This window comes from Wolbachia endosymbiont (group A) of Brachyopa scutellaris, from assembly GCF_964026995.1.
Taxonomy (GTDB): Bacteria; Pseudomonadota; Alphaproteobacteria; order Rickettsiales; family Anaplasmataceae; genus Wolbachia; species Wolbachia pipientis.
The window spans coordinates 240,977-264,832 of sequence record NZ_OZ034720.1 but is presented as its reverse complement, the minus strand read 5'-3'; the positions used below and the strand labels follow the sequence as shown (position 1 = coordinate 264,832).

Here is a 23,856-nt window from a genome sequence, read left to right as displayed (position 1 = left end):
TTATAAAACTAGTATAAAACAAATGTCAACTTAAATTAAGGATCAATGAATAAAAAAATATAGTTATGAAAGAAGGGTTGGTTGTCTTCTTCTATTTGCCTGAAAATAACGTTCTGCTTTGACCAAATCCTCTTTGTTATTTACCCCCATTGCTTCCTTTTCGTCAGCGACTACATAACCTGCACGTAAGTTATTGTTTGCTGCAATGGGTATGATATCATTAAGACAATATTCATTGGTCGAATTATTAAATTTTATTTCTCTTACTAAGGTAAAAAGATCTTTAGCATATGAAGCCATTATTCCAGAGTTTGCAAGAAGCATTTTATTTCCATTTTTTAGGATTTTTTGAACATTGCCGTAATTATCAATTACTAATCTTCCATATTGTTCATTTTGACTATTAAATCCAAGAAGAACTAAATTATTATACTTTAAACAATCAGTCATTTTCATAACTGTATCACTAGATATAAAGGGAGTATCTCCGTACTGTATTAAAACTATGTCTTGGTCAGATAACCGCTCCAGGTTTTCTAGGGCAATTTTAACTGCAGTGCCAGTACCTGTAATATTTTCTTGAATTATCAATTTTATATTATATTTATCAATTATATCTTTTAAGGTACTAAATCTTTCTAACTCCTTTAGAAAAGGCTTGTTAATGACAATTGATAGACTTTTTAAACTCAGCGGTTTTGCATTGTGAATTATATGCTCTAAAAGAGTAAAATTTCCTACTAGGTGTAGTGTTTTTGAGTACTGTGAATTCATTCTACTGCTTTTTCCTGCTGCTAATATTATCAACGTGTTATCCATACATAACTCAAGAACTTACTAGGAGGTAAGTTAAGTGATAATTAATGAGTTGTAAAGTCTACTATAGTTTCCTAAATGATCCAGAAAAAATAATTAACATGCTTGAAATATATAAATCCTCTATGACGCTAATATAGATTAGCCGATAAAGTAAGCTTCCCAGAACTACTCATTTATATTGACCCATCAGTACTTATACAAAAGCTAGTTGATCGAGAAAATAGGCAAATCCTTATCAACGGCCTACTACTTTCCCTAACTTATGCTTCCTTGTTATATTGTTGAGTATACTTTTTAAATAGTTTTTTTCTGTTTTCTATCAACCAATAGAAGTTTCTTTTAGCCCATAAGGATATTTATATAGGAACTGATATTTTCTATGCTGGCAAGAGTCTTGACGCCGTAAAAAAACTACTCAATAATTGGGTAACTTCTGATGACATTTTCACTGTACATTTATCGCACAACATTAGTGCTACAATCACAGGTGTAAAGGTATTAAACAACCTTTAAAAAGTTTCACTTTTCCCTTAATCAATTTTTCCTTTGATATAAGTGTTTATTGCTTTTGCCCTCTCTGTTGTTATAATTAACATTTTGTAGTAGTTCAAGATGAGTTTTGCATATTCAGAGAAAATCATCCATAGAATCAGCATCTAGCTTATCTAGGTTAAAATATATAGTTTTACAAGATGACTATTTATGGAAGAACATGGTGGGGAGAGAAATGGCTTCAGTGTTTCAATAGAATTGATTATGATAATCGGCTATCACGTGGTAGAACTTGTGCTAATACTGGTCGAGCTTTTGGTATTAAAATTAATGGTCACATAGTTACAGCTAAAGTTCATAGCTCAGCATATAAAATTCGTGCTCACCCATATAAAGTCGAAATTATACTTAATGAATTAAGTTCATCAGAACAACATACTATTTGCCAAATAATTGAAACTTCACCTTCTATACTATCTAAATTAATAAATAGGCAATTACCAACCAGCTTGTTTGATAAGCTTAATGATCTTGGGATTAAATTATTTCCTTCAAATTGGGAAGAGATGAATGCAAATTGCAACTGTCCTGATTGGGCTATGCCTTGTAAACATATTGCTGCTGTAATTTATCTTATTGCTGCAGAAATCGATAAAAATCCCTTCATAGTTTTCAGTATTCATAATTGCAATTTACTATCGCTCATTGATGATTTTGGAGGTGGAAGATTAGAAAATGCTCAAAACATCCTAAAAATTGATGATATATTTAACTCACGCTCTAAAACTAGAGTACATAACCAGGCAAACCTAAATGATATTGATCTATCAGTTATCCCTAATCTTGCCAACTGTATCGAAAATATTTTAACAGACAACCCACTTTTCTTTGAAAAAAACTTTCATAATATCCTACAAACAGCTTACAGGCATTGGCAAAAATGTCCTACGGGAAAATTAGATTATTTCTTCTACTCTTCCAAGAAAAAGCTATCGGAAGAAGAGTTATTTACTAGAAAATGGGGAAATATTGAACATTGGCAGACATTTCAATTATTTATCAATGACCAACATCAACTTACTCAAGTAAGCAATGGTACAGCTAATTTATTTATGCTCAGTGAAAGTGTTTCGAAAAATATAGCACAATTTTTAAATGATATTCCTAATTCGTTACTCCACAAGCTTAACCCTGAACTTCGCTTCATGCATATGATTTCGCAGTTTGCACGTATGCTCATGGAAAAATCAGCGCTAGTACCACAAATACTACAAAATAAAAGAGGAGAATTTATAATTAGGTGGATTCCTGCATTGTTTAATGAATCAGTTAAAGACATTCACAGAAAAATATCATCCATGTGTCCACCTCTATTGATTCAATGTCAGGAAACTTCTATAGAGCCTGAAGAACAAGTAAATGTTGCTGTTTCTGTTATCCTTTTGGGATACATGGCAAATAATTTTCCTTCATCACTGGATAAGTACGGAGACAAAAACACCTTTCCTTCATCACTGGACAAATATAGAGACAAGCACATCTTTGCATTATTTTTTACTGGAAGACCATACAAATTTACTGAATTTAGCAACAAAGAAATACCTCAAGCAATTAACCTCTGGTTATCACGTCTTTATTTAATAGATAAGCCATACAAACTTTACTTAATGATAAAAGATTATTATGAAAGATTCGAGCTTGATATACAGGTATCTTTAGATGATGAAAAATCGATAATAAAGCTGAAAAAAGCGTTGTCTAATCGCAGCACAAAACTCAGCATTTTATCTGATATTGGGCTGTTGTCTGAGTACATACCTGAACTAGAAAGATCAATTGATGACAATAGTGCATTATTGTTTAGCTTAGATGATTTTGTACCATTGTTTTTAAACATTTTGCCGGTGATGAGGGCAATTGGTGTCATAGTCATCTTACCAAAATCCCTGGAAAAAATTCTGAAGCCACAATTGAGTCTCAATTTGTCTGCTAAAGGCAAAATAAAAGAAGATCGCAAAAGTTTCATAACGCTTGAAAAATTATTGAAGTTCGATTGGAAAATAGCGATAGGTGATAAAGAAATAAGCATTACTGAATTTAAAAAGCTGCTAAAAGATTCTCGTGGGCTTGTAAGGATTGTAGACCAATATGTGCTTTTGGATGATAAGGAGGTAGAAGCTCTACTGAAAAAGTTTGATAAGTTACCTGAGCACTTAAGTCAAGCAGAACTTATGCAAGCCGCTTTAGCAGGTGAGTTAGATGAAGCTAAAGTGGCACTTGACCAGCAGATTAAAAACCTATTTGATATGTTTAACACTTACACACCTGTTGATATACCAAGCAATCTAACTGCACAGCTACGACCATACCAAAAGCGTGGGTTTAGTTGGCTTATACAGAACATAGAAACAGGGTTTGGTAGCATAATTGCTGATGATATGGGTCTTGGTAAGACTATACAAGTTATTGCAGCCATTCTATACTGTAAAAATGCAGGATTTTTAAATGAAGATAAAGTCTTGATAGTAGCGCCTACAAGTATCTTAAGCAATTGGCAAAGAGAGATAGAGCGTTTTGCATCAGAATTAAAGCTTTTCATCTATCACGGACAAAATCGAGAATTGGCAAGTGATTATGATGTAGCTCTAACATCCTATGGTCTTGCACGTCGTGATAAAAAAGAACTTAATAAAATTCGCTGGTTTTTGCTCGTGATTGATGAAGCCCAAAATATAAAGAATCCCAACAGTGAACAGACCAAAGCTATAAAAGCTATTACAGCAAAAAATAAAATAGCTATGAGTGGTACACCTGTTGAAAATAGACTACTAGAGTATTGGAGTATTTTTGATTTTACTAATAAATATTACCTTGGTACCCCTAAGCAATTTAAAACTCGTTTTGCAACACCGATTGAAAAAGCGAGAGACAAAGCTTGTCTAGAGAGGTTCATGAAAGTTACCCACCCCTTTATGCTACGTAGGGTAAAAAGTGATAAAAGCATTATTCAGGATCTACCAGATAAAATTGAAAATAATCGTTATTGTTCTCTAACTCCAGAGCAAATAGCACTTTACCAAGAAGTCGTTAATACAACTATGGAAAAGATAGAAAGAAGTGAAGGAATTGAACGTAAGGGGCTAATTCTTAAACTTATCAATGCTTTAAAACAAATTTGTAACCATCCATCGCAGTTTGGCAAGAAAAAGCGTGCAAATGTTGAACAGTCAGGAAAGATGCAGATGCTAGAAGAGATACTGATAGGAATTAGTGAACTTGCAGAAAAATCATTAATATTCACCCAATACACTGAAATGGGTAAAATTATAGCTAGACTGCTTGAAGAAAGGTTTAAGTCAATGGTACCATTTTTACATGGAGGACTGTCCCGTAAAGCACGAGACGAAATAGTTAATGACTTTCAAAATTCATTGCAATCAAATATTCTTATAGTATCTTTAAAAGCTGGTGGAACAGGGCTTAATTTAACAGCGGCAAACCATGTAATACATTACGATTTATGGTGGAATCCAGCAGTGGAAGCACAAGCAACAGATCGGGCCTATCGTATCGGGCAAGAACGTAATGTCATGGTGTACAGGCTACTTTCAACAGGTACATTTGAAGAGCGTATTGATGAGATGATTCAAAGCAAGAGGGAATTAGCAAACCTAACTATAAGTAGTGGCGAGAGTTGGATTACAGAATTTAACAACGATCAATTAAGAGATTTAGTTAATATAAAAAATGCACTATAATATAGCTGAGTTATTTAATGTAAAGAACCAGATAACTACCGCTCAATAGTTCAAAATAGAGACAAAGATTTATATTTCGTACTTTATGTCTCATTGGTAGGCAAAAAGCCTGTAATTACGTTTTAAAGTGATTTTACACTCCACTTTAAACTGTACCCTTTAGCACCTGTAATGCCCTTTAAAATTTGAATAAAAGGCATCTTTAATAATTCTATTCATGAACCAAAAAGTAATTGCCGTTTTCAGAAACTTTTCATTTTTACAGATGGCTTGAAAAGATTATCATTAATAGGTAGGCCAAACTCCTCCAAAGAAAAAAGTTTTTAATTTTTTCAGAAAAAGTCATAAGAAACCCGGTATATATATAGTAGAGGGTTTTCTATTCGCTTATAATTCCACCTTAAATTAAACTATGCCTGCGTATATGAGAAGGTTTAGTCAAAATTCCTTACATATTAGTAGTATGCAATATATCAACAAAATAAAAACTAAGAGGTTGACATAGTGAGTAAAATGTAGTAGAGTTATAGTAGAGCATTTTTTCTTAAAAGAAAGAAGATACTAAAACCTCACTTTTCACTATAAACCTAAACTGACTTCCTTATATATTTTTCAAGCTTTGCCAAGAGAACCCCCACCGTAGTTTTTACTTACATAATGAAAGAGTAAGACCCCAATCAAAACAGCCTTACTCAAAAACCTTTCAAACGCTTAATCTTAAAAGAAGTTTAAACTTATGGTACAAGATTTTTTAACTGATGTCAAACAAAAAAATACTTTAAATGATGAATATTATGATTTTAACAATACTGTAGAACCATTAGAGCAATTTGATGTAGAAGAAATTAAAAGACACTTATTATTAAACATAAGATCATGCCTTTCTTATTTATTCCCAAGGGGAACTTTTCATGGAGATGAATTCCGAATAGGTGATGTGCATGGTAACAAAGGACAAAGCCTCAGAGTAGCATTAACTGGTGGAAAAGCCGGACTCTGGCAGGATTTTGCAACTGGGCAGAAAGGTGATGTTCTTGATATTTGGGCAAGTGCACAGGGAAAAGATACAAAGAGAGACTTTTGTGAAGTGATGGCTTCTATAAGTGAATGGCTTGGATATTGCAAAAAATGCGCAAAGGCTGACGAAGACTTCGAGAAATTTATTACCCACAGTTGGAATTATTATGATGAAAATGGTCAGGTCATTGTAAAAGTTTATCGTTCCGATCCTCCTAAAGGAAAAAAGCAATATAAGCCTTTTGATGTTAAACAATCTCGGTATGGTGCGCCAAAAGTAAGACCTCTCTATAACATACCAAGTATTTTAAAGTCTGATAAAGTTGTTCTGGTTGAAGGGGAAAAATGTGCAGAAGCGCTCATAGAACAAGGTATCACAGCAACAACAGCAATGTCTGGAGCAAACACAGATGTTGACAAAACAGACTGGTCACCCCTTAAAGGTAAAAATATTATTATTTGGCCTGATAATGATGAAGCAGGTGCAAAATATGCTAAAAATGTTGGAAATAAGCTTTTAGAAATTGGAATTGCATCACTTGCTGTGCTTGAAATTCCTCGAGGTAAGCCTGAGAAATGGGATGCTGCTGATTGTGTACAAGAAGGCATAAAAGTCGAAAAATTTTTAGCTTCAACTCCGTTACTTACTATTGATACTCCAGCTACTGGTACTTCAAATATGAAAAGTTTAGAAAGATCCACAAAACAGCCACTTAATATTTTAGATTGGAGTGCAGAGCGCTTTGTAGGTCCGGTACCAGAGCAAAAGTTTCTTGTTGAAGGTCTATTTCCTTTAGGTGTTACTTCAATAATAGCAGCAATGGGAGATACAGGCAAAGGTATGCTTCTTCTTGACCTAGCGCTTAAGGTTGCAAGTGATAAGGATCAGATGTGTGGCTTTGGTTCACTTGTTACTGAACATGGATCAGTAGTGATTTTTTCAGCAGAAGATGATGCAAGTGAGATACACCGCCGCTTAGAACGACTCGACCCTAAGTGTGAAAGGTTGAAACATAAAGATAAATTATTTATTGTACCACTGCCAAACGTCAGAGGATCACTTACAATACTCAGAAATGTTCGTGGTAAAATCGTCGAAGTTTCTCCTGAATTCGAATCCATAATGAAACAGCTCGAGGAAATTAAAGATCTGAAATTGATAGTATTTGATCCACTTGCTTCATTTATCCATGCAGATATAAATGCTGATCCTGCTGTAGGGGATTATCTAATGTGCTTATTATCTGATTTAGCATGTAGTACTGGAGCTTCGATAATTACTGCTCATCACATGAGAAAGCCAAAAGGAGAAAAACCAATATTATAGCATTTCTCATAATAGTCCGAACAGGTCATAGGAAGGCAGAATCAACAGCACGACGAAAGGATTCGAATAGAGGAATGTTTTTCCTGGCTCTGTTTTTTATAGCAAACCAATGATGCTCAATTTTGTTGAAATCTGGAGAATAAGGCGGCAGATACAAAATTTCTGCACCAACCCCTTTAGCAAGCTCGATAATCTTATCAGACTTATGAAAAGTAGCATTGTCAAGAATGACAGTCTGTCCAGGTTCCAAGATCGGTGTCAAAAATTGCTCAAACCATCCATTAAAAACATCCATATTACAGTGGCCTTCAAAGGTTAACGGAACAACTATCTTTCTTCCACTTAAGGCTGCAACCATACTGATTCGTTGAGTTTTCTTTCCAGATTTTAAGGCATAAAACCGCTGTCCTTTCTGGCAATATCCGTAGGGGTAGTCTTCGGTGTTATCAATGCCAGACTCATCTATATACACTAAGTTTTTAGGTTCTTTTGTCGCTATAATTTTCAAAAATTCAGCACGTTTTTCTTCGTTTCTTTCCTTGTATCCATATGTCTTTTTTTGCGCGTAAATCCAATTTTTTTAAGGGCTCGATAGATCGTTTGGATACTAACGTTGTTCCAAAGTTTAGCCATTTCCGATAGAGTCTTTCCTCCGTGTTCTCTGGCAAATTTGGCAAAGGTATCCCAGTCGGTAATTTTGTGATTGTAACCCCCATTTCCAAGTTTTTTTGATTGAAAGTCTCCTGTTTCTTTTCTTCTTTGCTGCCACTCCCATAAAGTAGTTCGTCCAATCTTAAATCTTGCTGCCACTGTTTCTCTGCTTTCTCCTTCGTCTAGCGCTTCCATTCCTTTTTTTCTTAAATCATAACTATATGCTGCTGGCATTCAACCTCCTTATCATCATCTATCCTTATCCTATCACATCCGGACTTTTATGGAAAGAGCTATAATTTATAGCTCAGCCTCTGTCAGGCTATAGGATGACAGAAGTGGGCTTTAATAGCTGTAGTACTATAGCTGTTATACTCCAAAAGTAAGTATTAGATATAATAAATAGAAGAAATTAGATAGAATGATTAAAGGGGCAAGGATATAAAGGTTTAACTTGAAATAACCTGATAAAATTTGAATCACACTTCCAAGTGCTGGCACCCACGAAAGTAATAAAGTTGCAAAAATTAGCAAATTTTTTGTAACTTTTGGCGTTGTATATTCGTTTTCTAATTTGTGGTATGATTTTCGTATAGAGATTGTTATTCTACCTAAGTACCAATTAACTATTCCACCAAGGCTTGATCCTAGTACTCCAAAAAATAACATAAGTAGTGGAGTGTAATACGACCTGAAATAAAGCATGGTATTGAACACAAAACCTTGATGTATGGGTAAGACTAATGATGATACTAGACTATCTGTGAATAACAGGAAGTAGTTTTCCATATGAATTTACCAGGTTGTTGTACCATCTTCATTGTCAGAAATTGTAATCCCCATTTGTTTCAACTGATTTCTTATTTTGTCTGCAGTATCGTAATTTTTATTTTTTTTTGCAATTTTTCTTAAGTCTATCAACCTTTCTATTTCTTGATGATTTACATCCACAGCAAACCACTTTTCATAACTTGACTCAAGAAGACCAATAAATCTGGCACTCTTAACAAAACTCTCAGTTAATTTAAGCTTTTCACTTTCATTACTCATTTTGTTGATTTTTGCAGCCATTTCATGTAATATAGCTAGAGCTTCAGGAATGTTTAAGTCGTTTTTTAAAGCGTCTATAAAATCTTTAGAAATCTCTGCGTTACTTTCATCAATATTTGTTGTATCTAAACCACGTGATAATCGATAAAATTTATTTAAGGTTTCCTGTGCATCAGAAATAACCTTTTCTGTCCAATCAAGTGGTTTTCTGTAGTGAGTTTTGAGCAGTGCATAGCGTATTACTTCACCCTTTATTCCACTATCTAGCAAATCCCTTACTTTGACTATATTAAATAAGGACTTGCTCATTTTCTCTTCATTTACTGTAAGAAAACCGTTATGTATCCAGTATTTTGCAAACATTGATCCAGCAAATGCAGACTTACTCTGTGCAATTTCATTTTCATGGTGAGGAAATTGTAAATCTATGCCGCCACCATGAATATCAAAATCTTTGCCAAGGTAAGCATATGACATTGCTGAGCATTCTATATGCCATCCAGGCCTGCCCTCTCCCCATGGGCTATCCCAATAACTTGAAAGTTTGTAGTCAATATCACTTGCAGGCTTCCACAGCACAAAATCTCCCGGGTGCTTTTTATTTTCATTAACTTCAACTCTGCTACCTGGAACCAATTCATCAGTTTTTTTTCCTGATAAAGCACCATATTCATGGTAAGATTCTATATTAAAATACACGTGTTTGTCAGATTCATAAGCGTGGCCTGATTGCAGCAAATGTTCAATTAATTTTATAATATAATCTACGTTTTCCGTTGCTTTTGGTTCGTATGTTGGTTTTTTACAATTTATGCTTTCCATATCATCATGAAAAGCTTTAATGTAATATGTGGTTATACTTTCTATGTTGCTATTTTTCTCACTTGCTGCATTAATTATCTTATCATCAATGTCGGTTATGTTACGCACATAGGTAACTTTGCCATAACAAAACTTAAGTAGCTGAAATAACACATCATACACAACAACAGACCGTGCATTGCCTATATGTGCTGTGTCATATACTGTTGGTCCGCAAACATACATTTTCACATGATCTTTATCGATAGGTGTAAAAAGCTCCTTTTTTTTTGTTAAGGTGTTGTAAAGCCTAACCATATACGAAGCTTTTGAGAAAAGAAAATGCCCCAATGATAAGTTGTGGCCCTTTGACTACTACAACAAGAGTAAGCAATAGCCCACACAATGATATTAAAACTCCCAATATGGATAGAAACCCATCTTTACTCATAATGCCAAGCGAAATAAGAGTCGTACCAATTGCAGGAATGAAGTTAGTAAGAGGCAATGGAAGAGCTATCGATAATGCAGAAAGCAACATTACAAAAGCTAAAATCTTTTCACCGGGCCCATAGAAAATAAAAGACATTCTTGGTTTCATGAACTTTTCTATTTTTTTTAATGCTGGAGAAGTTTTCTCTACCACAAAAGCTAGTGTTGAACGCTGAAAAGACCTTCTTTCCAACCAATGCGGCATCCAAGGAGAATCAAATCCAAATAGAAGCTGCAGTGAGAATAAGATTAAAGGTATAGAAAGAATAGTTGTATAACCAGGTGGAACCGGTATAGGCACCGATAGCGGCAAGGAGAAGATGATTATTAAAATACCAAAACCGCGCTCATGCAAAGCTGCTTTAATGTCAAACAAAGTTACTTTATCGCTATCATTGTTATTGGTATCTGCAACCTCTTTTAGAATATCAGAAGCTAATTTTTTATTTTCGGTCAGTTTCTTACTTTTTTGCACAAGTTACTCTTTAATACAACTATTCTTTCTAACTAACATAATTATTGCCATATTTCAATATGCATTATTCATTTTGCGCTAGTAATTCGTTCTTTTGTTAAAGTGTTGCAAAGCTTTTAAGAAGAGAAAGTGCTCCAGTTATAAGTTGTGGTCCTTTGACTATTACAACAAGAGTAAGCAACAACGCACACAATGACACTAAAACTCCCAATATGGATAGAAACCCGTCTTTACTCATAATGCTAAGTGAAATAAGAGTTGTGCCAATTGCAGGAAGGAAGTGAGTAAAAGGTAATGGAAGAGCTATTATTATTGCACAAAGCAACATCATAAAAGCCAGAATCTTCTCACCAGGCCCATAGAAAATGAAAGACAGTCTTGGCTTCATGAATTTTTCTATTTTTTCTAATACAGGGGAAGTTTTCTCTACCACAAGAGCTAGTGTTGAACGCTGAAAAGATCTTCTTTCTAGCCAACTGGGCATCCAAGGAGAATCAAATCCAAATAGAAGCTGCAGTGAGAATAAGATTAAAGGTATAGAAAGAATAGTTGTATAACCAGGTGGAACCGGTATAGGCACCGATAGCGGCAAGGAGAAGATGATTATTAAAATACCAAAACCGCGCTCATGCAAAGCTGTTTTAATGTCAAACAAAGTTACTTTATTGCTATCATTGTTATTGGTATCTGCAACCTCTTTTAGAATATCAGAAGCTAGTTTTTTATCTTTAGTTAGTTTCTCACTTTTTTGCACAATTATCTTTTAATAAAATATTCCTCCTAAGCTAACATAGTTGTTGCTGTATTTCAATATTTGTTATTTATTTCATACCAACACTTCATCTCTTTCATTCTTTAACCTGACTAAGTTTTTAAACAGATGACATGCACTAAGGTGCATGTCACGAAGTATGAGGACGCTAACGATCTGGTTCGTTAGACGATAATTTTTCTGAGTCCTTAAGCTCCTGTTTAAGGTTTTTGATGCCTTTTCCTAAATCACCCATAACTTGAGGTAATCTGCCTGCACCAAACAGAACTAAAATTATTATTAAGACTAGAAACAATTGCCATGGTCCTAAACTCATTTTCACCTCCATTTAAAATATTGACCTTTAAATATTAAAACTTGACTGAAGTCAAGTAACACATAGATTATATCACCTTTATTTAATTATAAATCAAGGTTTTTTAATTATTTTATAACAATCCCAAACTAGATTATTTTCTTGCAGCGAATAAGTGGAAACTTTTCGCTTAACTGTAGAGTAGAAGAGAGCTCACTAAAAAACTTTGCTAGCGTATCGTCTTTAGGCTTATGGTATATATCGCTAGAAACTCCTGATTGAATAATTTTACCATTTTTCATTACGTAGATAAAATCTGCAACTTTCAATGCTTCTTGCGGGTCATGAGTTACCATTAGCACAGGGATATTTTTACTTCTGAAAAGGGACAATATATGTTGTCTTATTCTGCACTTGAGCAGTATATCTAAATTAGAAAATGGTTCATCTAACAACACAACATCAGGGTTTTGTGCCATCACTCTTGCTATTGCAACTAATTGTTGCTGTCCTCCAGATAAGGCGTTAGGGTACATATTTTCATATTTTTCTATATTGAGTAACTTCAAGATTTCCAATGCAATTAGGTGCTTTTCTCTCTTGGAAGAGCTGCGGATAGCAAAGGTTATATTTTCTACTACTGTTTTATGAGGAAATAATGCAGAATGCTGAAAAATCAATCCGATATTTCTATGCTCTATAGCGACTGATGCGTTATTGCTTGCAACTAACCTATCATTTATAAAAATAGTTCCAGATTTTGGATTTTCTATCCCCGCAATTAATTTCAAAATTGTTGACTTGCCACAGCCAGAATGCCCCAATAAACATGCAACATTTCCTTTCTTTACTTTAATGTTTATATTGCTTAAAGCAAAGTCGTTTTGATTGTTATAGAAATAACCAATGTTGTTAACTAGCATTAATCTTACTTAAACCATGTTATCAAATATAATAGCATTATACTCAAGAAGTACAGAAATGTTTTTTGTCGTCATAAATTGGTTATGCAAGAAATCTAGAAAAGAGAAGGATTTTTTGCTATAACTTTACATAGATGGTAGGAAACACGGGACTATAGCTCAGCAGGATAGAGCGTTGGACTCCTAATCCGAAGGTCGTGCGTTCGAATCGCACTAGTCCCACCACATTGCTTCACAAATTTTATGGAGATTTTTTTTCACAAATACGCACACCTTTTTTTGCGGTTTTAAGATATAAATTCCCTAATAATAAAACGGGTTTTGTGTCATTCCAGTACTCCTCTCTTATAATTCACGTATTTAAGAATGACTTCTGCTAAACCTTTACTAATTCCAGGTACGTTTTGAATTTCAGCCAGAGAAGCTTTGCTTATATTTTTCACTGAACCAAAATAAGACATCAACGCTTTTTTTCTTTTGTTGCCAATGCCGGGTATTTTGCTTAATTGTGAAACTATAAACTGTTTATCGCGTTTTTTTCTATGTGAAGTTATCGCAAAACGGTGGGCTTCATTACGCAGCGATTGTAAGTAAAGCATGACTTTGCTGTCATTTGCCAGACTGAATTCTTCCCTGCCCAGCATATAAAATCTTTCATTTCCTGCGTTACGATCAGGACCTTTTGCCATACAAGCAAAAGGAACGTTTATATTCAATACTTCCAGTACATTCTGTACTATGGAAACATGTCCTGGTCCACCATCAATCAGTAAAAAATCAGGTATTATGCCTTTTATATTGCCGGAGAAACGTCTGGTTAGCACTTCCCTCATCATTTTATAGTCATCGCCTGAAAATTTTTCCTTTATAGTAAATTTTCTGTACTCACTCTTTAAAAAACCCTCCTGCCCTGCAACAACCATTACACCAATTTGCTGGCTTCCAGAAATATGGCTATTATCATAAACCTCGATACGCTTTGGAATGTTTGGTAACAAGAAGATTTTGCTAAGCTCTTCAAGCTTTTCTAGGTTATTTCTATAATCGATAAGCTTCTGCTCTAAGCTATGCTGAGAGTTATCATAAACAAATTTCAATAAATCACGCTCTTTTTTATTCTTTGCATGCAGAACTTTTACTGGCTTTTGAGCAACCTTATATAGTGCTTGTTCTATAATTTCCTTATCCACAATAGAATCTGGAACGTAAATTTGTATTGGAGGTATGTTAGCTGAATTATAAAAATTGACCAAAAAGGTGGATAAAATTTCATCATTTGAGTGATCACCACAGTTCTCGGCAAAGTAAGGAGTGCTGCCGTAGTTGTCTTTATTTCTGAACGATAACACACTAATACATGCTAGATCCTCTTCACGTACAATACTGAAGAAATCTGCATCTTTTTCAAAAGAAAAATCCGTGTGCTGTATTTGAATTTGCTCAAGAAACTTTACCCGATCTCTATATATAGCAGCAAGCTCATAGTTTTCTTCACTGCTGCACTTTCTCATTGTGAAAAGTAACTGTTCTTTCACTTCCTTATTTCTTCCAAGCAATGTATTTCGTGCCTGTTTTACTGATTGGCAGTAATCATCTTTTGTAATTTTATCTACGCATGGTGCTGAACAGCGCTTAATTTGATACTCAATACATGGTCTTTTTGTTGAGGAAAAGTATTGATCTGAACATACTCTTAGGAGAAAAGCTTTTTGCAATGACAATATAGTTTGCTTAACAGCAGCGGCAGATGTAAAGGGACCATAATAATGAAACTCATTCTTCTTAAATTTGCCTCTATATTTTGCTATTCTTGGATAATCGTGCTTGGAAATTGTTATATAAGGATAAGATTTTCCATCTTTAAGCACAATATTATAAGGTGGTTTCAACGATTTTATTAACTGTGCTTCAAGAAGCAGTGCTTCGATTTCATTCTCAGTGATGAATATTTCAACCTTAATAACTTGTGAGAGCATAACTCTAATTCGTTCAGAAAGATTTTCGAATTGAAGGTAGTCGGATAACCTTGACTTTAAGTTTTTTGCTTTTCCAACATATAAAACTTTATTCTTATCTCCGACCATCTTATACACGCCACAGGACTGTGGAAATGATTTGATTTGTTCTTTATATTGCCTAAGCATTTATCCATTGCTTAACCTGTATGAGGTTAAAATCTGCTACTAAATGAAAGATGGAAACTACATTTTCAAGCAAAGATAATCTGTTTCTTCTCAGCTTATCAGAATCACAGTTAATCTTTATACTGTCCATAAACTGATTGATAAACGGAGCAAAACCAGCAAGTTCATCAAGTGCTACATTAAAGTGGTTATTTTTTATCGCTTGTTTTATGTTTTTACAAGCAGTTATAGCACAATTTGATAGCGCAATTTCTTCACTTTCAATCAAAAACCTCTTACCGTAAGATGCACTATAAGTAGTGCCATCACTTTTCCTTGCTTTGCTCATCATGTTACTGACTCTTTTGTAAGTGCTTAGAATTTGTTCACCTTCTGGAGTACTAAGATAACGATCCAATATAACAGTTTGCTTTTCTGCTGTCAGCAGATCATTAATATCGATTTTATATAGTATTGAATCTACAACATCTTGCCTTATATCTCTATTTTTTAAAATAACCTTGAATCTTTCTAAGCAGAATCTAAATACTAGTTCTAAAATTTGTTTTCTATTTGGCTTATCAACTGACGCTGTATTTTTATTAAATAGAAGCCTTGAATATAAAGATACTGACTTGTCTATCATTAGCCTAATTGGAACATGCAAATTATTTTCAAGTATTGTCCTAATTATACCAATTGTCATTCTCCGCAAACTAAATTGATCATACGAACCAGAGATTTTCTCACCTGCTGCAATTAAACCAACTAAGCTATCCACTTTGTCTGCAATTGACACAGCAATTGCAGAAGGAGATTTAGGACACTCCTGCTCTGGCCCGATTGGCTTATAATGCTCAGTTATAGCTTCCATTATTTCTCTATCTTCTTGAAAATAAGAAGCATAATATCCACCCATTACTCCTTGTAATTCTGGAAACTCTCTTACTATCGATGTTGCCAAATCAGCTTTTGCCAAATATGCAGCACGTTCAACTTTTATCAGCGAAGCATGTGGAATAAATATAGCTATATACTTTGACAGAGCCGTAATACGCTTCACCTTTTCCCCCACGCTGCCAAGTGAAGCATGAAATAATATTGAACCTAATCTTTTGACATAATAATCTAGATTTTCCTTTTTATCTTGAGATATTAAAAATTGGGCATCAGCAAGACGTGCTTCTAATATTCTTTCGTGTCCTTTAACAACTTCACCATTGTTGACGTTGACAACAGTGACAAAGTGTGAAATTCTCTTTCCATTACTTAAAGCAAGGTATTTTTGTTGTGTATTAACTATACTAAGTATTACTTCCTTCGGTAATCCAAATGACTTTTCTTGATTCACTTCACCAAACAGTACGATTGGCCACTCTATAAGCCCTGTCAATTCATTTAGTAAATAATCATTTTTCTCAAGTTGTAAATTCTGCTCTTTTGTGAATTTATTAATCTGATCTAGTATAAATTGCTTTCTTTTGTCCATTTGGAGAATTACACTGTTTTTTTCTAGCAATTCAAAATAGTCTTTAGGTGTTTTAACAGTAAGCGCCGTACCACTTGAGAGAAATCGATGGCCATATGTTGTGTTAGATGCTGTAATCCCTGCAAAAGATACAGGTATTATTTCATCATTTAAAATGCATAAAATGTTTTTAATTGGCCTAACCCACCTTTCTTTTCCTTTGCCCCATCTCATACTTTTTGGCCAAGAGAAATTTTTTAATATTTCTCCTAGTTGATTTTTAAGAAACTCTTGAATGTTAAATGAGCAGCTTTCTCTTTTAATGAAGTAAAAATCCTCATTATTTACTTTTCGAACGAGCAAATCTTCTTCATTTTTCTGATATTTTCTTAAAAAACCTTCGATAGCACTTTTTGGTGCGTTAATGTTTGGTCCCTTAACTTCGTTATTGGAATCCTTTAGCTCCAAAGCATTTATGTTGTCGACAAATAGGGTAATGCGACGTGCCGTTATAAAAACCTCCATTGATGTAAATTTTACATTATTTTTGTTAAAAACATTGGCAATACAGCTCTTAACTTGAACTGTAGCTGAATTCTGCATTCTCGGTGGTATTTCTTCTGAAAGGCACTCAAATAACAACTGCAACGACATACGCTATTTACTCATGTACAATTCACAACATTTTTTTGTCAGCTCTCTAACTCTACCAATATAAGCTGTACGTTCATTCACACCAAGCACACCTCTTGCATCAAGCAGATTAAGTAGGTGACTAGTTTTAATACATTGGTCATAAGCTGCCATTGGTAGCTCCTTTTCAATAAGGAACTTGCACAATTTTTCCGTATCTTCGAATTGCTGCTGTACCACTTTAGTATCATAATAATCTAATGCTAGATAAGAAAATTCATATTCTCTTTGTTTAAAAATATTTCCGTAAGTTACACCGTTATCGTTCCAAATTATATCGTAAACATTATCTACACCTTGTATGCACATTGCTAAACGTTCCAACCCATATGCCACCTCACCAGGAATCATCTTGCAGTCAATCCCTCCAACTTGCTGTATATAAGTAAGCTGTGTTACTTCCATTCCATTGCATGTAACTTCCCATCCAAGTCCTGATGCTCCAACGCTCGGATTTTCCCAATCATCTTCAACAAACTTAATATCATATTTTTCTGTAGATATGCCAAGAACTTTTAAGCTATCTAAATAGACGTCTTGTAAATTATTACCAGATGGCTTTATTATAACTTGATATTGGTGATGTTGATACAAACGATTAGGATTATCACTATAGCGCCCATCTGCTGGCCTAATTACTGGTTGTAGATATGCAATTTTTGTCGGTTTTGTATCAATTACAGACATAATTGTTGCGGGATGTAATGTGCCAGCACCAACTTCAGATGTGTATGAGTGAAGTATAACACATCCTTCACTAGCCCAAAAATCTTGTAACTCTTTTATTATACTTTGCAAGTTCACACAAATTGTACACTTTTTATACTAAATATATAAATAAATAAGTACTATTCAATACCTATTTTTTTAACAGTATCATGTAAATAATCACCTAAAACTGCTGAACTTTCCCTCACATACTGAATTATGCTTTTATTTAGGACAATTGCATCATGCATAGTTAAATCGCAGAATATAAATGCTGTTAAATACAGTAAAATTACCGCATAAAATGTGTGAAAAATCCCCTCAAATGTAATTGACATTGCATTATTATAGCTGAGCTGTATTGAACTTATTGGCCATGGTTTTATCACTTCTACGACATTAAAAAATACGTAAGGTATCATAAGAAAAAAGAAAAAGTGCATAAAATCATTAAACCAAAATGGGCATTGAAACATCTGCTTACATATATTCCCATAGAGTTTACTTACAGCATAATAAATTGACATTATTGCTGGCATTGAAAGTGCTACAGTCAGTACTTGCCCTGACGCTATTTGTATTACTATTTCTTCACCACTGTTTGCTGAAGGGTCTTGAGCATGAAAAATAAATATTCCAATTAATTGCATTACTAACATAACTATTGCCAATTTTGTAAAAACAGCAGCTACAACTATTCCTGAGTCTGGCATTTTATATAGTAAGTATTCGCCTCCATATGTAAGAATTAATATAACATCGACAATAAATAATATTAAAAAAGAAGACCAATAGTTCTGCCAACTTGGTAAATATCCTATTCCTAAAAGAGAGCTTACTGTTTTGGCAGGAAAAACCTTACCTAGCATCTTTCCCAAAAATTTAAAAAAAATCCCCATGTTCTAAGTAACACTTGGTTTATATTATTTATAATACTGTATTGTAACGGACTTATCAACAACTTAAAACATGTATTGGAAAACTTTAAGTAATATGCAGCAACAGTAGAAGAATGTGCGCCAAAAATTTAATAATTTTATAGGGCTTATGCACTTAAATTTTTTGCAATATCAAGTGCAGCGTAAGTGAATATTGCACTTGCACCCGCACGTTTGAAACCAATCAAAGATTCATAAATCACCTTGTCATAATCTAGCCAGCCATTATTTGCAGCAGCTTTTATCATTGCGTACTCACCGCTTACTTGGTAAGCAAAAATCGGAAAATTAAACTTATCACTTGCTGTTTTGATAATATCCAAATATGGCATACCCGGTTTAACCATAATAAAATCTGCACCTTCATTTATATCCATTTCAATTTCGCACATTGCTTCGCGCGCATTTTTATAATCCATTTGATAACCACTTTTGTCTATAGAATGTGATAGCCCACATGAACCAACGACTTGCCTGAATGGAGCATAGAAGCTAGAGCAGTATTTCACTGCATAAGATAATATTAATACGTCTTGAAAGTTGTTATCATCTAATGATTTTCTGATTCTTCCTATTCTACCATCCATCATATCAGAAGGAGCAACTATATCACATCCTGCTTTCGCTAAAGCAAACGCTTGCTTACACAGCACTGATATAGTTTCATCGTTTTCTACATCCATCTGATTATCTTTTAAAATGCCGTCATGGCCGTGAATAGTGTATGGATCCAATGCAACGTCTGCAATAATACCAATTTCAGGTACCTTTAATTTTACAGCACAAATTGCTCTGCAGATTAAGTTGTCAGAATTATATGCTTCCTCAGCGTTTTCAGATTTTAGTTTACTATCAACTACAGGAAAAATTGCAACAGCATTAATCCCTAAATCTTTAGCTTCCTTAACTATAGACACTAATCCATCTATTGAATAACACTTTACGCCTGGTAAGCCAGAAATTGGTTCAGTTGTTTCTTCTCTGTCATGAACAAACAGAGGAAGAACCAGATCATTTACTGATAAACTATTTTCACTTGTTAAATTGCGAACCCATTTGCTCGAGCGCCTGCGTCTCAATCTTGTATTTGGGAAATTAAACATTGGATCCGGGCAAATTCCCAGTAAAGAGCAACAACCCTGAAATGAGTATCACCCAAAACACTGATATTGGTAAAAATACTTTCCAACCAAGGCGCATTAGCTGATCATATCGATAACGAGGTATTGTTGCTCTAATCCAAATAAATACGAATAAAAGTATAATTATCTTCAAAACGAACCAAATTAAAACTGGAATTTTATAAAGCAAACCAAGTTCTAACGGAGGATACCATCCCCCCAGAAAGAATATTGTCATCATAGCACTTGCTAAAATCATATTTGCATATTCTCCAAGAAAAAAGAGGGCAAAAGGCATGGATGAATATTCAACGTTATATCCAGAGACAAGCTCTGCTTCAGCTTCTGGTAAATCAAATGGGTGACGATTAGTTTCTGCAAGCAAAGAAATAAAAAATATTATTCCTATAGGCATTAGTAGTAAATCAACCCAAAATGGCATATTGTGTTTCGCTACCACCATCTCTCCAAGGTTCAACGTACCAGTTGTAACAACAACTGTAGCAACTATTAAGCCTATTGAAACTTCATATGAAATCATCTGAGCAGCCGACCGTATAGCGCCAAGAAATGCATAATTAGAATTGCTTGACCAGCCTGCAATAATTACGCCGTATACTCCCAGCGACGATATAGCTAGCACATAAAGCACTCCAACATTAATATTTGCTATAACCTTAGGAATCACTACTTGCTGGCCATTTTCTACAATTACTTCAGCACCAAACGGTATAACTGCCCAGGCAATTAATGCCAAGATAAAGGTAAGCATTGGAGCCATAATGAACAGTATGGTGCTCGCTCTAAATGGTATTATCGGCTCCTTAATCAGGAGCTTAATAGCATCTGCAAATGGCTGCAATAGCCCAAAAGGTCCAACTACACTTGGGCCGTGCCTCAGTTGAATTGCAGCAAGGACCTTACGCTCAAAGTATGTCAAATATGCAACTGAAAGTAGTAGCGGTACTAAAATAAATAAAATATTAACTAGCGTGTTCATAAAAAGCTTTAGTACAATCTGCCATTATTTTTGAAGCGCGACTTATTGAATCCGTCATATAAAAATTACACTCCTTTAAAGTAAAAGGTGTATTACTTAAATTTATTTTACCATTGCTGATTGGTACCCATGTGTTTTTTACCACTTGATCAGCATTTCTAAACTGTGGACCGATAGTATCTAATTTTTTTCTTACGTCAAATAAACTATCATATGGTAAGGAAAGATCCAAATATTGCGAGAGATTTTTAACAATTAACCAATCCTCCTTTGCTTCACCTGGAGGAAATACAGCTAAATTTGTTCTTTGCACTCGACCTTCAGTGTTTACATAAGTTGCATATTTTTCTGTATATGCAGCACCAGGCAAGATAACATCTGCCACATGTGCACCCTTATCACCGTGATGACCTTGATAAATTACAAATGTATTTTCTAATTTTGATGTATCAATTTCATCTGCACCAAGAAGATAAACCACTTCTATTTCACCACTTTCTGCATGTTCCAATATTTGATTAATATCCCTTTCGCCTTTTTTAGGAACAAACCCAGTATCTAGCCCACCAACTCTTGCTGCAGCTTTATGCAGCATATTAAAGCCATTCCAGTCATCTCTGACCATGTTAAATTTTTCTGCAATTTTGCCAGCTAGAACTAGAACTGATTCAGAATCGTCTCTTACTAATGCATCTTGACCGATAATCAGCATAGGGCTCTGAGCAGCACTCAGCAGCTCACAGAACTTATGATTTCCATTTGCTATTTCACTCAAAATATCAGGATTATCGCCCAATTTCTCAACATGATACAAATATTCAATGTTAGGACCAACACTTGCAACAGGAAAGTTGCCCTGTAAATATCTCTTTCTCAATCTTACGTTAATAATCGGTGCTTCTATCCTTGGATTTGTATTTATAAGCAGACATAAATCTGCATTTTCTATACCTTCAATAGTGGTATTGAACACATACGATCCACGATTACTTGGTATAAGCTTTGCACCATCTTGCCTACAGTCTATATTCCCCGAGCCGAGCTTCTGCATCACTTCTTTGAGTAGAAGCATAGACTCACAATCTGCTAAATCACCTGCAATTGCAGCTATTTTATTTGATTTTGTATTCTTTAATTTCTTTGCAGCAACAGTTAATGCTTCATTCCAATCAACTGGGGCTAATTTACCATCTTTTTTTATATAAGGTCGATCAAGACGCTGAACTTTTAGTCCATCATAGGCAAAGCGGGTTTTATCTGATATCCATTCTTCATTTACCTCTTCGCTCAGCCTTGGTAATATCCTCATAACCTCCGGGCCACGATAATCAACTCTAATTGCGCTACCCACAGCATCTAGCACATCTATAGTCTCACAATGTGATAGCTCCCATGGACGCGCTGTAAAGGAGTAAGGCTTTGAAGTTAAAGCCCCTACCGGGCAGAGATCTATGATATTTCCAGATAATTCAGAACTAATATGCCTTTTTATGTAAGTGCTAATCTCTACATTTTCTCCCCTTCCGATTCCTCCAAGTTCATTTGTACCTGCAACATCAGACAAAAATCTAACACACCGAGTGCAATGAATGCATCGATTCATCGCAGTCTCAATCAGTGGTCCGAAGTGTTTTTTTGGCACAGCCCTCTTATGCTCATCAAGTCTGCTGGTTCCTTTCCCATAAGCCATCGTGATATCTTGCAAATCGCATTCACCACCTTGATCGCAAATTGGGCAATCAAGCGGGTGGTTAATTAGCAAAAACTCAAGCACACCTTCACGTGCTTTTTTAACCTTAGGGGTATCAGTGTGAATAACCATCCCTTCTGCAACTGGCATTGCACAAGAGGCTACTGGTTTTGGAGGTCCACCCTCCACTTCAACCAAACACATTCTGCAGTTACCAGCAATTGCTAAACGCTCATGATAACAAAAACGTGGAATTTCAACGCCCACGACTTCACAAGCTTGAATTATAGTGAGCCCATGCTCTACTTCACATTCCTTAGAATTAATAGTAACTTTAACCACAACTATTACACAGCTTCCCACTTTATAGGATCGCCGCTTATCTCATCTTCAACCAGATTGCCGTTGTCATATTGAGCAGACATATAATTCATGCGCGAGTCACGATCTATATATCTAACAGGTTTTACCGGTTTATCTTTATACATTTTTTGCTCAGCTTTCTTACGCTGAGTAGGGTTATTTTTACTAGCTGTCTTTGCTTTCCCACCTGCTGCCATATAAACTCCTAAAAACTTTTCATTCTATTTTAACACTTAAGTATACAGCGTCAATATTTAATAACTTTAAAATTTCAATAGATCTCTTATTATAATCATTTTACAATCATTGTTTAAATAAAAAGTTACCCCTTGATGCCATTCCAGCGCATGACGCACAGCTGTACGAACATTGCAATTTGCAGGCAATTTGCGTGGCAGATTCAAGTAGCTGACACTGGTTTCCATCCAAGACAGCAGTAGCTCTTTTGGTGTCATTTCAGTGCTTGACACTGAAATCCAGGATTTTGATTGGATACTGAGTTGGTAAGCATAAAAGTATAGCTAACGCGAGCTCTACGTCATACCGCGATTTATTCGCGGTATCTCAAAGCATAGATCCCGCTAACAAGCAGCGGGATGACGGTTGTCGTTTAGCCATAAACATTAAGAAATTTACCAAACGAAAAAAAGGCAAAAGAAACCCTAGAGTAGCTAGTTATTCACTATCCATTTTTTAAGTTGGCGTTTTTTAATGTTTTAAATAGCGTATTTCAGCTTGTGTAGCTAGAAATTTGATAAAGACATAAGGTGCACATAGTGCAAAAAATTAAACATGAGAGACCAGATACGTTGAGTTTTTTTGTCATTTAATCTGTACAGAGAAGATAAATAAATAGCTTCAGTTTCATGATAGGGGGGCT

Annotated in this window: 19 protein-coding genes and 1 tRNA gene; 3 read left to right on the top strand and 17 right to left on the bottom strand. The window is 34.8% G+C overall.

Going from position 1 to position 23,856, the window contains the following annotated elements; translation table 11 throughout:
• Positions 1 to 63 precede the first annotated feature (63 nt).
• Positions 64 to 819 (bottom strand): NTP transferase domain-containing protein, encoded by a 756-nt coding sequence (locus AAGD93_RS01320; RefSeq protein WP_341819609.1) that lies wholly within the window; start codon positions 817 to 819, stop codon positions 64 to 66.
• Between the two features lie 692 nt (positions 820 to 1,511).
• Here AAGD93_RS01320 and AAGD93_RS01315 point away from each other — a divergent pair.
• Together AAGD93_RS01315 and AAGD93_RS01310 are read left to right on the top strand one after the other, a co-directional pair.
• Positions 1,512 to 5,069: a DEAD/DEAH box helicase gene (locus tag AAGD93_RS01315; protein WP_341819608.1), complete on the top strand. Its 3,558-nt coding sequence runs from the start codon at positions 1,512 to 1,514 to the stop codon at positions 5,067 to 5,069.
• A gap of 736 nt (positions 5,070 to 5,805) precedes the next feature.
• Positions 5,806 to 7,413: an AAA family ATPase gene (locus AAGD93_RS01310; protein WP_341819607.1), complete on the top strand. Its 1,608-nt coding sequence runs from the start codon at positions 5,806 to 5,808 to the stop codon at positions 7,411 to 7,413.
• A 25-nt stretch (positions 7,414 to 7,438) separates the two neighbouring features.
• On the opposite strand, the gene AAGD93_RS01305 is transcribed toward AAGD93_RS01310, so the two are convergent.
• The 7 genes from AAGD93_RS01305 to AAGD93_RS01275 form a co-directional block, all read right to left on the bottom strand.
• Positions 7,439 to 8,298 (bottom strand): IS630 family transposase gene (locus AAGD93_RS01305; RefSeq protein ID WP_341819182.1). Its coding sequence is split into 2 segments (ribosomal slippage): positions 7,439 to 7,974 and positions 7,974 to 8,298, totalling 861 coding nucleotides; the frame shifts between segments, so codons are not numbered across the junction.
• A gap of 135 nt (positions 8,299 to 8,433) precedes the next feature.
• Positions 8,434 to 8,853: a DedA family protein gene (locus tag AAGD93_RS01300; protein ID WP_341819606.1), complete on the bottom strand. Its 420-nt coding sequence runs from the start codon at positions 8,851 to 8,853 to the stop codon at positions 8,434 to 8,436.
• A 6-nt stretch (positions 8,854 to 8,859) separates the two neighbouring features.
• On the bottom strand, positions 8,860 to 10,233 hold the full coding sequence (gene cysS / locus AAGD93_RS01295; protein ID WP_341819605.1) for a cysteine--tRNA ligase: 1,374 nt from the start codon (positions 10,231 to 10,233) through the stop codon (positions 8,860 to 8,862).
• Positions 10,226 to 10,882, bottom strand: a complete 657-nt coding sequence (locus AAGD93_RS01290) for an exopolysaccharide biosynthesis protein (protein WP_265026866.1) — start codon at positions 10,880 to 10,882, stop codon at positions 10,226 to 10,228. The genes cysS and AAGD93_RS01290 overlap by 8 nt, the downstream gene beginning before the upstream one ends.
• A 97-nt stretch (positions 10,883 to 10,979) precedes the next feature.
• Positions 10,980 to 11,636, bottom strand: coding sequence for an exopolysaccharide biosynthesis protein (locus tag AAGD93_RS01285; protein WP_064125264.1), 657 nt, complete (start codon positions 11,634 to 11,636; stop codon positions 10,980 to 10,982).
• A gap of 166 nt (positions 11,637 to 11,802) precedes the next feature.
• Positions 11,803 to 11,970: a twin-arginine translocase TatA/TatE family subunit gene (locus AAGD93_RS01280; RefSeq protein ID WP_006013840.1), complete on the bottom strand. Its 168-nt coding sequence runs from the start codon at positions 11,968 to 11,970 to the stop codon at positions 11,803 to 11,805.
• Between the two features lie 128 nt (positions 11,971 to 12,098).
• Positions 12,099 to 12,872, bottom strand: coding sequence for an ABC transporter ATP-binding protein (locus tag AAGD93_RS01275; protein WP_341819604.1), 774 nt, complete (start codon positions 12,870 to 12,872; stop codon positions 12,099 to 12,101).
• Positions 12,873 to 13,020: 148 nt separating this feature from the next.
• Here AAGD93_RS01275 and AAGD93_RS01270 point away from each other — a divergent pair.
• Positions 13,021 to 13,097: transfer RNA gene (locus AAGD93_RS01270), tRNA-Arg, on the top strand.
• Positions 13,098 to 13,198: 101 nt separating this feature from the next.
• Here AAGD93_RS01270 and uvrC read toward each other — a convergent pair.
• From uvrC to AAGD93_RS01225, 9 genes are all read right to left on the bottom strand, one after another.
• Positions 13,199 to 15,016 (bottom strand): excinuclease ABC subunit UvrC, encoded by a 1,818-nt coding sequence (gene uvrC / locus AAGD93_RS01265; RefSeq protein ID WP_341819603.1) that lies wholly within the window; start codon positions 15,014 to 15,016, stop codon positions 13,199 to 13,201.
• Positions 15,009 to 17,117: a glycine--tRNA ligase subunit beta gene (gene glyS, locus AAGD93_RS01260; protein ID WP_341819602.1), complete on the bottom strand. Its 2,109-nt coding sequence runs from the start codon at positions 17,115 to 17,117 to the stop codon at positions 15,009 to 15,011. Before glyS ends, uvrC begins: the two co-directional genes overlap by 8 nt.
• Positions 17,118 to 17,120: 3 nt before the next feature.
• Complete coding sequence (locus AAGD93_RS01255; RefSeq protein ID WP_182318999.1) at positions 17,121 to 17,960, bottom strand: glycine--tRNA ligase subunit alpha; 840 nt, start codon at positions 17,958 to 17,960, stop codon at positions 17,121 to 17,123.
• A 44-nt stretch (positions 17,961 to 18,004) separates the two neighbouring features.
• A complete protein-coding gene (locus tag AAGD93_RS01250; RefSeq protein WP_182364786.1) occupies positions 18,005 to 18,763 on the bottom strand; it encodes a phosphatidylglycerophosphatase in 759 nt (252 codons plus the stop codon).
• Between the two features lie 146 nt (positions 18,764 to 18,909).
• Positions 18,910 to 19,905 carry a porphobilinogen synthase gene (hemB, locus tag AAGD93_RS01245; protein WP_151807767.1) on the bottom strand — a complete coding sequence of 332 codons (996 nt, stop codon included), beginning with the start codon at positions 19,903 to 19,905 and terminating at the stop codon, positions 18,910 to 18,912.
• Positions 19,898 to 20,923: an NADH-quinone oxidoreductase subunit NuoH gene (gene nuoH, locus AAGD93_RS01240; RefSeq protein ID WP_341819601.1), complete on the bottom strand. Its 1,026-nt coding sequence runs from the start codon at positions 20,921 to 20,923 to the stop codon at positions 19,898 to 19,900. The genes hemB and nuoH overlap by 8 nt, the downstream gene beginning before the upstream one ends.
• Entirely contained in the window at positions 20,907 to 22,976 is a 2,070-nt protein-coding gene (gene nuoG / locus AAGD93_RS01235) for an NADH-quinone oxidoreductase subunit NuoG (protein WP_341819600.1), read from the bottom strand. Before nuoG ends, nuoH begins: the two co-directional genes overlap by 17 nt.
• A complete protein-coding gene (locus AAGD93_RS01230) occupies positions 22,961 to 23,173 on the bottom strand; it encodes a hypothetical protein (protein ID WP_341819599.1) in 213 nt (70 codons plus the stop codon). The genes nuoG and AAGD93_RS01230 overlap by 16 nt, the downstream gene beginning before the upstream one ends.
• A gap of 66 nt (positions 23,174 to 23,239) precedes the next feature.
• Complete coding sequence (locus tag AAGD93_RS01225) at positions 23,240 to 23,446, bottom strand: hypothetical protein (protein ID WP_182319004.1); 207 nt, start codon at positions 23,444 to 23,446, stop codon at positions 23,240 to 23,242.
• Between the last annotated feature and the right edge of the window lie 410 nt (positions 23,447 to 23,856).